General features: G+C 65.5%; 10 protein-coding genes. All 10 read left to right on the forward strand.

What is annotated here, in order from left to right:
- The gene (gene mraZ, locus PCE31107_RS04935; protein ID WP_026132111.1) at nt 1–429 is read left to right on the forward strand and encodes a division/cell wall cluster transcriptional repressor MraZ; all 429 of its coding nucleotides are present in this window, start codon (nt 1–3) and stop codon (nt 427–429) included.
- Between the two features lie 46 nt (nt 430–475).
- Complete coding sequence (rsmH, locus tag PCE31107_RS04940) at nt 476–1,405, forward strand: 16S rRNA (cytosine(1402)-N(4))-methyltransferase RsmH (RefSeq protein WP_425494711.1); 930 nt, start codon at nt 476–478, stop codon at nt 1,403–1,405.
- The gene (gene ftsL / locus PCE31107_RS04945; protein WP_017234761.1) at nt 1,402–1,746 is read left to right on the forward strand and encodes a cell division protein FtsL; all 345 of its coding nucleotides are present in this window, start codon (nt 1,402–1,404) and stop codon (nt 1,744–1,746) included. Before rsmH ends, ftsL begins: the two co-directional genes overlap by 4 nt.
- Entirely contained in the window at nt 1,743–3,518 is a 1,776-nt protein-coding gene (locus PCE31107_RS04950) for a peptidoglycan D,D-transpeptidase FtsI family protein (protein ID WP_150606945.1), read from the forward strand. The genes ftsL and PCE31107_RS04950 overlap by 4 nt, the downstream gene beginning before the upstream one ends.
- Entirely contained in the window at nt 3,506–5,089 is a 1,584-nt protein-coding gene (locus tag PCE31107_RS04955) for a UDP-N-acetylmuramoyl-L-alanyl-D-glutamate--2,6-diaminopimelate ligase (protein WP_150606947.1), read from the forward strand. The genes PCE31107_RS04950 and PCE31107_RS04955 overlap by 13 nt, the downstream gene beginning before the upstream one ends.
- A complete protein-coding gene (locus PCE31107_RS04960) occupies nt 5,086–6,495 on the forward strand; it encodes a UDP-N-acetylmuramoyl-tripeptide--D-alanyl-D-alanine ligase (protein WP_150606949.1) in 1,410 nt (469 codons plus the stop codon). The genes PCE31107_RS04955 and PCE31107_RS04960 overlap by 4 nt, the downstream gene beginning before the upstream one ends.
- A 15-nt stretch (nt 6,496–6,510) precedes the next feature.
- Nucleotides 6,511–7,680, forward strand: a complete 1,170-nt coding sequence (gene mraY / locus PCE31107_RS04965) for a phospho-N-acetylmuramoyl-pentapeptide-transferase (protein WP_017234757.1) — start codon at nt 6,511–6,513, stop codon at nt 7,678–7,680.
- 162 nt (nt 7,681–7,842) lie between these two features.
- Nucleotides 7,843–9,369, forward strand: a complete 1,527-nt coding sequence (gene murD, locus PCE31107_RS04970) for a UDP-N-acetylmuramoyl-L-alanine--D-glutamate ligase (protein WP_130027188.1) — start codon at nt 7,843–7,845, stop codon at nt 9,367–9,369.
- Nucleotides 9,366–10,637 carry a putative lipid II flippase FtsW gene (ftsW, locus tag PCE31107_RS04975; RefSeq protein ID WP_130027186.1) on the forward strand — a complete coding sequence of 424 codons (1,272 nt, stop codon included), beginning with the start codon at nt 9,366–9,368 and terminating at the stop codon, nt 10,635–10,637. The genes murD and ftsW overlap by 4 nt, the downstream gene beginning before the upstream one ends.
- Nucleotides 10,634–11,737, forward strand: a complete 1,104-nt coding sequence (murG, locus tag PCE31107_RS04980) for an undecaprenyldiphospho-muramoylpentapeptide beta-N-acetylglucosaminyltransferase (protein ID WP_150606951.1) — start codon at nt 10,634–10,636, stop codon at nt 11,735–11,737. Before ftsW ends, murG begins: the two co-directional genes overlap by 4 nt.
- Nucleotide 11,738 lies beyond the last annotated feature (1 nt).

The raw sequence follows: 11,738 nt of genomic DNA on the forward strand, positions 1-11,738 counted from the left end.
GTGTTTCAGGGAGCCTCGGCACTTTCACTGGATGCGAAGGGACGGATGTCGATTCCGGCCCGGCATCGTGACGTGCTGCAAGGCGATGCGCAAGGCAAGGTGACGATCACCAAGCACCCCGACGGATGTCTGCTGCTGTTCCCGCGTCCCGAATGGGAAATCTTCCGCGGCAAGATCGCCGCACTGCCGATGGACGCGCACTGGTGGCGACGCATCTTCCTGGGCAACGCCGCCGACGTCGAGATGGATTCGGCGGGCCGTGTCCTGGTGGCGCCCGAGTTGCGCGCGGCCGCGGGCATGGACAAGGAAGTCATGCTGCTGGGCATGGGCAGTCACTTTGAACTCTGGGATGCCGCGACGTACGCCGCCAAGGAACAGGCAGCGATGGCGCAAGGCATGCCGGATGCATTGAAAAACTTCACTTTTTGACAGATCAGGTGGTCCGACGAGCATGACGCACGCGGTGGAAACGGTTATGCAGCACCGCACGGTCCTGCTTGAGGAGGCCGTGGATGCCTTGCTGTGGCGCGACGACGGCGTCTACGTCGACGGCACCTTCGGCCGCGGCGGGCACAGTCGCAGGCTTCTCGAGCGGCTGGGCGCCAAGGGGAGGCTGATCGCGTTCGACAAGGATCCCCAAGCGATCGCGGAGGCGGCAAAAATTGCCGATCCGCGATTTTCGATTGAACACGACAGCTTTGCGACGTTGCGCGAGGCGCTAGCCCGCCGCGGTATCGACAAGGTGTCGGGGGTGTTGCTGGATCTGGGCGTGTCGTCACCGCAGGTCGACGACCCCGCGCGCGGATTCAGTTTTCGTTTCGACGGCCCGCTCGACATGCGCATGGATCCCACGCGCGGTGAGTCGGCCGCCGATTGGCTGGCCCGGGCAACGCTGGAAGACATGACGGAGGTCATCAAGGACTATGGGGAAGAACGGTTTGCTTTTCAGATTGCAAAGGCGCTTGTTGCTCGCCGGGCAAACGCCGATCGCCTCGGTCCACTCGTCAGCACACGCGAGCTTGCCGAGATCGTGGCGGGCGCCGTCAAGACCCGTGAGAAGGGCAAGGACCCGGCAACACGCACCTTTCAGGCTCTACGGATTCACGTCAATCAAGAGCTTGCGGACTTGCAGATAGCCCTCGAGGTAGCAGCCGATGTCCTCGAAACGGGAGGCAGACTCGTGGCGATCAGCTTTCATTCGCTGGAAGACCGCATCGTGAAGCGCTTCATGCAAGCGCGCTCGAGTGCGCCGGTGGTGGATCGCCGCGTGCCCTTGCGCGCCCACGAAATTCCCGAGCCGCCGTTCAAGGCCAGCCGCAAGATCAAGCCGTCCGCCGCCGAGGTGGAGGCAAACCCGCGTTCGCGCTCGGCGATCATGCGGGTCATGGAGCGGGTGTCGCCATGAGCCGGCTCAATGCGCTTCTGCTCGTGTTGCTCATCGGCTGCGCGCTGTCGCTGATCAATGCCCAGTATCGGGCACGCGGTACGTTCGTCGAACTCAATCGCGAGCAGGCGCTCGAGCATCAATTGTTGCAGGACTGGGATCGCCTCCAGTACGAACAGAGCGCACAAAGCAAGAGCGCCCGCATCGAAAGCGTTGCGCGCAACGACCTGAAAATGCAGGCCGTCTCGCCCGGTCGCACGCAATATCTGTCCGCACCGGCCGGTAGCGCCGGCGCGATGGTCGACGTGCCGGTGCCGAGCGCGAGTGCCGCGTCCGCGCCCGAGAGCGGAGGCAAGCGATGAATCGCCGCAAGGACGCCAAGGCCAAGACCAAGGATGTGCAGTTCTCTGCCAGCCCGGTCCTGTCCGTGCGTCTGCCGATGTGGCGATCGAAGATGCTCGTCTTCGTGATATTCGGTGCGTTCGGATCGCTGGTCGCGCGCGCCTTCTGGATTCAGGGCCCGGGCAACGCCTTCTATCAGCGCCAGGGTGAGAGCCGTTACGAACGCACACTGGAGATGTCCGCCACGCGCGGAAAAGTGTTCGACCGTAACGGACAGGTGCTTGCCACCAGTCTGCCCGTCAAGGCCATCTGGGCCATTCCCGAAGACGTGCCCGACGATATCTCGACGCAACAGGTGCGCCAGCTCGCGCGTCTGCTCGAGATGGGCGAGCCGGATCTGCGCCGGAAGCTGAATCAGGAAAAGAGCTTCGTCTATGTGAAGCGCCAGGTGTTGCCGGACGTGGCCAAGCAGGTCGCCGATCTGGACATCCCGGGCGTGTACCAGCGCAAGGAATACAAGCGTTTCTATCCGGAAGGCGAGATCACGGCCCACGTGGTCGGCTTCACGAACGTGGAAGACATCGGGCAGGAAGGCGTCGAGTTGTCGATGCAGAAGGATCTGGCGGCCACGCCGGGAAGCCGTCGCGTCATCAAGGACCGTCTCGGCCGGGTGGTCGAAGGGGTCGACATCCTGGCGCAGCCGCGCGACGGCCATGACATCACGCTCTCGATCGACAGCAAGATCCAGTTCCTCGCCTACAGCGAACTGAAAGACGCCATCGAGCGCACGGGTGCGAAGGCCGGCAGCGCCGTGGTACTCGATGTACGCACGGGTGAAGTGCTGGCGCTCGCGAACCTGCCGACGTACAACCCCAACAACCGCACCAACCTGACCGGCGCGCAGTTGCGCAACCGGGTGATGACCGACACGTTCGAGCCGGGCTCGATCATGAAGCCGATCACCATCGCCGCTGCCCTCGAAAATGGGCACGTGACGCCGACGTCGACCGTCATGACGACCGGCCGGGCGAACTTCTTCGGGGCGAACATCACGGACACGCACGACTACGGTCTGCTTACCGTGGCGGGCGTCATCCAGAAGTCCAGCAACATCGGCACGGCCAAGATCGCGCTGCAGATGAGGCCGCAAGAAATGTGGGACATGTTCACGAGCGTCGGCCTCGGCCAAGCGCCGAAGATCGGTTTCCCCGGCGCGGTGGCGGGGCGTTTGCGTCCGGCCAAGAGCTGGCGTCCGATCGAGCAGGCGACGATGGGCTACGGCTATGGCCTGTCGGCGTCGCTGATTCAACTGGCGCGCGCCTATACCGTGTTCGCGCATGACGGCGAGCTGCTGCCGATCTCCATCTACAAGACAGATGGCAGCGTCGTGAAGGGCACGCCGGTGATTTCTCCCGCGACGGCCCGCGAAGTGCGCAAGATGCTGGAAATGGTGACGTCGCCCGGCGGTACCGCCACGCGGGCGCAAGTGATCGGCTATCGCGTCGGTGGCAAGACCGGCACGGCGTACAAGCAGTCGGGCAAGGGATACGACAAGAGCAAATATCGCGCGTCGTTCGTTGGCATGGCGCCGATGTCCGAGCCGCGCATCATCGTGGCCGTCACGCTCGACGAGCCGGGGCGCGGGTCGCACTACGGTGGCGTGGCCGCCGGTCCGGCGTTCGCGGCGATCGTGGGCGGCACGTTGCGCGCGTTGAATGTGGTGCCGGATTCGCCGGTCACGAAGCTCGTCGTGAGCGACAAGGTAGAGGAGAGCGAGCCATGGGCACCGTGACCCCGACGCCGCATAACCCCGCCACGCTCGCGCTCATCGCAGATGCCGCCGAGCGCGCCACGCTGACGCAGGCGTGGGACTGGCTGCGCCTGACAGTGCCGGCCGGTGCGGCGCTGCAGGCCGACAGCCGTCGCGTGACGTCGGGTGATGTTTTCGTCGCGTACGCCGTCAAAGGCGCCGACAGCCGCGGTTTCATCGCCGACGCCGTGGAGCGCGGCGCTGCCGCAGTGCTTTGGCAGAGCGATGACTTCACCTGGCCGGCGTCGCTGGCCAGCCTCGCGAACGTGCCGGCGTTCGGCGTGCCGCGACTTGACTGGCTGGCGGGCCCGCTGGCGGCGCTCTGGTGCGGTGAGCCGAGCGTTGGCATGACGACGCTGGGCGTAACCGGCACGAACGGCAAGACATCGTGCAGCCAGTGGATCGCGCAACTGTTGTCGAAAGCGGGCAAGCGCAGCGCGGTGATCGGCACGCTGGGCAGCGGTTTTCCCGGGCATCTGACGGTGACCGGATTCACCACGCCCGATGCGGTCCAGTTGCAACGCAGCCTGAGCGACCTGCGGGCGCAGGGTGCGGCGGCGGTCGCGATGGAAGTGTCGTCGCACGGTCTCCACCAGGGACGCGTGAACGGCGTGGCCTTCGACATCGCTGTCTTTACCAATCTGACGCAAGACCATCTCGATTACCACGGCACGATGGCCGAGTACGAGGCGGCGAAGACACGTCTGTTCGACTGGCCGGGCCTCAAGGCGGCCGTCATCAATCGCGACGATGCGATGGGGCAACGCCTGCTCGCGCGTCTGGCCGGGAAGACGCCGGTCTATGAATACGGCCTGCATGGCGACGCGAAGTCGGCGCATGGCAACGTTGTGCTGCGCGCCGAGGATATCCGCGCGACCACTGCAGGTACGCGCTTCACGCTGTATCTCGGCGATCACAGTCAGCAGATCACCGTGCCGCTCATCGGCGAATTCAATGTGAGCAACGCGCTCGCCGTGCTGGGTGCGGCGCTCGCCGCCGGGGTGCCGCAAGACGCCGCCATTGCCGGGCTCGCCGCACTCACCCCCGTGTCCGGGCGTATGGAGCAAATCGGACAGCCGGGGCAGCCGCTGGTCGTCATCGACTACGCGCACACCCCCGACGCACTCGACAAGACGCTCGACGCGTTGCGGCCGGTCGCTTCGGCGCGTGGCGGCAAGCTCGTCTGTGTGTTCGGCTGCGGTGGTGACCGCGATACGGGCAAGCGTCCGCAAATGGGCGCAGTGGCGGAGCGCCTGGCCGACGCCGTCGTGCTCACGAGCGACAACCCGCGCACGGAAGTGCCGGCCGACATCATGGCGCAAATCGCCGCGGGCCTTGCGCACCCGGACGCGGCACGCTGTATCGAAGACCGGGCGAGCGCGATTCTGCAGGCCGTGCGCGGTGCGCAAGGCGCCGATGTCGTGCTCATCGCCGGCAAGGGACACGAAAGTACGCAGGAAATCATGGGTAAGAAACGGCCGTTCTCCGATCAGGAGCATGCACGTCTGGCACTCGCCGCGCGTGCGACCACCGTGCGCGGAGGTGGCGAATGACGATGATGTGGCGATTGAGCGATGCCCAGGCCGCCGTGCGCGATTCGCGCGTGACGGGCGCACCAGCGACCGCCTTTGCGCGCATCGTGACCGACAGCCGCTCGGTGCAGCCGGGCGATCTGTTCGTGGCGATCCAGGGCGAGCGCTTCGACGCGCACGACTTCCTGGCCGACGTGGCGCGTGCAGGGGCGGCCGCCGTGGTCGCGTCGCGCGTGCCGGAGGGGTTCGCGACGCCGGCGCTCATCGTGCCCGACACGCGCATCGCGCTGGGCGAGCTGGCGGCCGCGTGGCGCCGCCGCTTTGCGATTCCCGTGGTCGCCGTCACCGGCAGTAACGGCAAGACGACCGTCAAGGAAATGATCTCGGCGATCTTCGCCGAGGCGGTGGGGGCCGAGGCGCGTCTGGCGACTGCCGGCAACCTGAACAACGACATTGGCCTGCCGCTCACGCTGTTCCGTCTGAAGGACAGCGACAAGCTGGCGGTGCTGGAACTGGGCATGAATCACCCCGGCGAAACGGCGTATCTCGCGGCGATTGCACAACCGACGGTGGCCGTCATCAACAACGCGCAGCGAGAACATCAAGAGTTCATGGTGAGCGTGGCCGCTGTCGCCGAAGAGCATTCAGCCGTGCTGGCAGCGCTGTCCCACGACGGGGTTGCCGTATTCCCGGCGGAGAGCGAATTTGCGCCGATGTGGCGCGAGATCGCAGGCAAGCGCCGTGTACTCGACTTCGCGCTAGATGGCCGCGCCGCTGTCACGGGACGCTACGACGTCGCCACGCGCGTACTACGTGTGGCGTCGCCGGCCGGTGAGTTCTCGCTCGCATTGCCGCTGCTCGGCGAGCACAACGCGCGTAACGCGTTGGCTGCGATTGCCTGTGCGTTGGGGGCGCATGTCGACATTGGCTCGATCGTGCGGGCACTCGAAGGGTTTTCCGCCGTCAAAGGCCGTCTCCAGGTGTCAACGCTCTCCAAGGGGCCGCTCGCGGGTGTCACATTGATCGATGACACCTATAATGCGAACCCCGATTCGGTCCGCGCCGCGATCGACGTTCTGGCGCAGACGCCGGCCCCACGGGTGCTGGTGCTCGGCGACATGGGCGAAGTCGGCGACAACGGACCGGCGTTTCACCGCGAGGTGGGCGAGTACGCCGCCCAGCGCGGTATCGATCGTTTGCTCGCGATGGGCGAGCAAACGACAGCCAGTGTCGCGGCCTTCGGCGACGGCGGCGAGCATTTTTCCGACGTGACGGATGTGGCGCCGCTCGTGGCCGAGCTGAATGCCACGTTGAGCGCGCCGGCCACGATATTGGTCAAGGGAAGCCGCTTCATGCGGATGGAGCGCGTGCTTGAGCAGTTGCGCGCGACGAGTGAAAGCGGGGGCGGCAACGCCCCTGCCAAGTGATAAAGGATTGATGGAATGTTGCTGACGTTGGCGCAATGGCTGCAAGCGGATGCGAGCTATTTGCGCGTGTTCAACTACCTGACGTTTCGGGCCGTGATGGCAAGCCTCACGGCGCTGGTGATCGGGCTCGCGTTCGGGCCGATGGTCATCCGCAAGCTCGCCGAAATGAAGGTGGGCCAGGCGGTGCGTACCGATGGCCCGCAGACTCACCTGGTGAAGTCGGGCACGCCCACGATGGGCGGGGTGCTGATTCTCATCGGCATCACGGTCGCCACGCTGCTGTGGGCGGACCTGAGCAACCGCTTCATCTGGATCGTACTGACCGTTACGCTGGGCTTCGGCATCATCGGCTGGATCGACGATTACCGGAAGGTCGTCTACAAGGACCCGCGCGGCATGTCGTCGCGCGAGAAGTACTTCTGGCAGTCGATCATTGGCCTGTTTGCCGCGATCTATCTGGCGTTCTCTGTGTCGGAGACGAGCAACCTGAAGGTCTTCGAGCTGTTCATCAGTTGGGTGCGTAACGGCTTCCCGCTCGATCTGCCCCCGAAGGCCGACTTCATCGTGCCGTTCTTCAAGACGATGAGCTACCCGCTGGGCGTGTTCGGTTTCATCGCGCTCACGTACTTCGTCATCGTCGGCTCGTCCAACGCAGTGAACCTGACCGACGGTCTCGACGGTCTCGTCATCATGCCGGTCGTGTTGGTCGGCGCGGCCCTCGGCGTGTTCGCGTATGTGATGGGTAACGTCGTGTACTCGAAATACCTGCTGTTCCCGCACATTCCGGGCGCGGGCGAATTGCTCGTGTTCTGTTCGGCGATGTCGGGCGCGGGGCTTGCGTTCCTCTGGTTCAACACACACCCGGCCCAGGTGTTCATGGGCGACGTGGGGGCCCTGGCGCTCGGCGGCGCGCTCGGCACGGTGGCCGTGATCGTACGTCAGGAAGTCGTGCTCTTTGTGATGGGGGGCGTGTTCGTGGTGGAAACGTTGTCGGTGATGCTGCAGGTGACCTGGTTCAAGTACACGAAACGGCGCTTCGGAGAAGGACGACGCATCTTCAAGATGGCGCCGCTGCACCACCACTTCGAATTGTCCGGATGGAAGGAAACGCAGGTGGTGGTTCGCTTCTGGATCATCACGCTGATGCTGGTGCTGATCGGTCTGTCGACGCTGAAGCTGCGCTGACGAGGCCCGGGGCCCGCGAATCGGCGACCTTGTGAAATGACAATGTCGCCTTTTCGCAAAGCAGGACTCAAGGTAAGGCCGCTCGCGCCGATAGCGGAATATCGGCGACGTTGAGGTGACGCATTCGTCGGTGGTTTGAATCGATAAAAGGGAAAGAGCGACGTGTTCGGCGAGAAGTTTGGTGAATCCTGGCAACCGCGTGTCCTGATCCTGGGTCTGGGAGAGTCCGGCCTGGCGATGGCACGTTGGTGCGCGCGTTACGGCTGCCGTGTGCGGGCGGCCGACACGCGCTTTGCGTCGTCGGAGACACCGCCGAATGTTCTCGCCTTGCGTGCCGACGCCGCGCAGGCCGAATTCGTCGGCGGTGCATTCGGGGCCCAGGTCGACACGTTGCTCGCCGACATCGAACTGATCGGTATCAGCCCAGGCCTGTCGCCGCTCGCCGCCGATGTGGCGGCGCTGCTGACGGTGGCGGCCGAGCGGGGCATTCCCGTGTGGGGCGAGATCGAATTCTTCGCGCAGGCGCTGCGCCACATGCACGCGACGAGCGGCTACGCGCCCAAGGTGCTGGCCATTACCGGCACGAACGGCAAGACGACGACCACGAGTCTGACGGGGTTGCTGTGCCGTCGCGCCGGCAAGCGCACGGCGGTCGCGGGCAATATCAGTCCGACCGCGCTCGACCGTCTGAGCGAATGTATCGCCGACGCCACGTTGCCCGATGTCTGGGTGCTTGAACTTTCCAGCTTTCAGCTCGAGGCCACGCATTCCCTCGCGCCCGATGCGGCCGCGATTCTCAATATCACGCAGGACCATCTGGACTGGCATGGCGATATGGACGCCTATGCCAAGGCCAAGGCGCGCATTTTCGGCCCGCAGACCGTTCGCGTGCTCAACCGCGACGATGCGCGCGTGATGAGTTTCGCCACGCCCGAGGCCAATGTCGTGACCTTCGGCACCGGCAAGCCCGAGGCTGTCGGCGACTTCGGCCTGGAGATGGAGGGCGGGATGTCGTGGCTGGTCGAGGGCTTCTCGCGCGACGACGCCCCGCCGGCGCCGAAGCGCCGCAAGGCCGGCGCCGTGGAGGCGACGCTCGAGGTGATCGGCAAACGCCTCATGCCCGCCGACGCGCTGCGCATCCGCGGTCAGCACAATGCCGCCAACGCGCTGGCGGCGCTCGCGCTCACGCGCGCCATCGACCTGCCGATGGCCAAGCTCTTGCACGGCTTGCGCGAATACCCGGGCGAGCCGCATCGTGTGCAGCTCGTCGGCGCGATCAACGAAGTCGAGTATTACGACGACAGCAAGGGCACCAACGTGGGCGCGACGGTCGCGGCCATCAACGGCCTGCAGAAGACGTTGCTCCTGATCGTCGGCGGCGACGGCAAGGGGCAGGACTTCTCGCCGCTGGCCAACCCTGTGGCGCATCACGCGCGCGCCGTGTTGCTGATCGGCCGCGACGCGCCGCGGCTGCGCGAAGCGCTGGCCGACACGGGTGTCGATCTGATCGATGCCCCGACGCTCGAAGCCGCCACGCGAGACGCTGCGAAGCTGGCCCAGCCGGGCGACGCGGTGCTGCTCTCGCCGGCCTGCGCGAGCTTCGACATGTTCCGCAACTACGAGCATCGCGCGCAAGTGTTTCGCGACACCGTGGTTGATCTGGCCGCCGACGCGGGGGTGATGCTATGAACCGTATCAAGTCGTTCTTCAGCAAGAAGCGTCAGGCCGGCTTTGCCGGGGCAGGTACGGCGGCCGCCGCTCCGGGCGCCGCGACCCATGCCGCGAGCCGTACGCTCGGCAGCATCAAGCCGACCCGCTCGCGCATGCTCGAATACGATCACGCGCTCGTCTGGGTGGTGATTTCGCTGCTGTCGCTGGGGCTGGTGATGGTGTATTCGGCATCGGTCGCGCTGCCGGACTCGCCGAAGTACAGCGGATACACGACGTACCACTTTCTCGTGCGTCACATCGTCTCGCTGACGATCGGACTGGTCGCGGCCCTCATTACGCTGCGCATTCCGGTCAAGACACTCGACAAGCTCGCGCCCAAAGTCTTTCTGCTGGCGCTGATGTTGCTCGTGATCGTGCTGATCCCGCACCTGGGCAAGGGCGTGAACGGCTCGAAGCGCTGGATTCCATTCGGGGTGCTCAATCTGCAGCCGTCGGAAATCATGAAGCTCGCGGTCACGCTGTACGCCGCGAACTACACCGTTCGCAAGCAGGAATTCATGCAGAGCTTCCGCAAGGGCTTCTTGCCGATGGGCATCGCCGTTGTGTTCGTCGGTATGTTGCTGCTGCTCGAGCCGGACATGGGCGCCTTCATGGTGGTCGCGGCCATCGCGATGGGGGTGCTGTTCCTCGGCGGCGTGAACGGTCGCCTGTTCGGCGGGCTGGCGCTCACGGCCGTGGGCACGTTCGCCATGCTGATCTGGTTGTCGCCGTGGCGTCGCGAGCGGATTTTCGCGTATCTCGATCCGTGGCGCGAGGACTACGCGCTCGGCAAGGCGTATCAGCTTACACACTCGCTCATCGCGTTCGGACGCGGTGAATGGACGGGCGTGGGGCTGGGCGGGAGCATCGAGAAACTGCACTACCTGCCCGAAGCGCACACCGACTTCATCCTCGCGGTGATCGGCGAAGAGTTCGGCTTCGTGGGCGTGCTGGTCGTCATCCTGCTCTTTTACTGGATGGTGCGCCGCGCGTTCGAGATCGGGCGTCAGGCACTGGCGCTCGAACGCACGTTCGCCGGCTTGCTCGCGAAGGGCGTGGGCGTGTGGCTCGCTTCGCAGACCTTCATCAACATGGGCGTGAATCTGGGCTTGCTGCCGACCAAGGGCCTCACGCTGCCGCTGGTCAGCTACGGCGGCTCGGGCATCTTGCTCAACTGTGTGGCCGTGGCGATTCTGCTGCGGGTCGATTACGAGAACCGCGTGCTGATGCGGGGAGGGAAAGTATGACCGAGCGCGCCACCGCGATGCCGGCACCGGAAACGAAGACGCGCACGCTGCTGGTGATGGCCGGCGGCACGGGCGGTCACGTCTTCCCGGGGCTCGCGGTCGCCAATTTCCTGCGTGTGCAGGGGTGGCGCGTGGTGTGGCTTGGGAATGCGGCAGGCATGGAAGCGACGCTCGTGCCGAAGTACGACATTCCGATGGCGTTCGTGAAGTTCGGCGGCTTGCGCGGTAAGGGCCCGATGACCAAGCTGCTGCTTCCGCTCAATCTGCTGCGCGCGTTCTGGCAGAGCCTGCGCGCGATCCGCCGCGTCAAGCCGAACGTGGTGCTCGGGATGGGCGGCTACATCACGTTCCCGGCGGGCATGATGGCGTCGCTGCTGGGGCGTCCGCTCGTGCTGCACGAGCAGAATTCGGTGGCCGGCATGGCGAACAAGGTCCTTGCGCGCGTGGCCGACAAGGTGCTGCTCGCGTTCCCCGACACCATCGCCGGGGGCGAATGGGTCGGCAATCCGATCCGTGCCGACTTCGACGAGATGGTGCCGCCGGCCGAGCGCTACCGCGCGCGCACCGGGCCGCTGCGTATTCTGGTGGTGGGCGGCAGTCTCGGCGCGACGGTGCTCAACGAAATCGTGCCCAAGGCGCTGGCGAAGCTGGCGCGCGACGCGCGTCCGCAAGTCACGCACCAGGCGGGCGTTAAACATATTCAGACGCTGCAGGCCAATTACGCGGCAGCGGGCGTAACGGTCGATGCGGTGCCGTTCATCGATGACATGGTCGCGGCCTATGCGGCGGCGGATCTGGTGATCTGTCGGGCAGGGGCGATGACGGTGGCCGAAGTCGCGGCAGCGGGCGTGGCGGCGTTGTTCGTGCCGTTCCCCCATGCGGTCGACGACCATCAGACAACCAATGCGCGTTTCCTCGCCGACAAGGGCGCGGCGACGCTGATCGACCAGCGCGAGCTGTCGGTCGAGACCCTGGCCGAGTGGCTGCGCCGTCAGACGCGCGAATCGCTGCTCGCGATGGGAGAGAAAGCCAGGGCGCTCGCCAAGCCGGACGCCACCGAACAAGTGGCGCGCGTGTGCGCGGCTCTGGCCAAGGATTGAA

The organism is Pandoraea cepalis, assembly GCF_902459625.1.
GTDB lineage: Bacteria > Pseudomonadota > Gammaproteobacteria > Burkholderiales > Burkholderiaceae > Pandoraea > Pandoraea cepalis.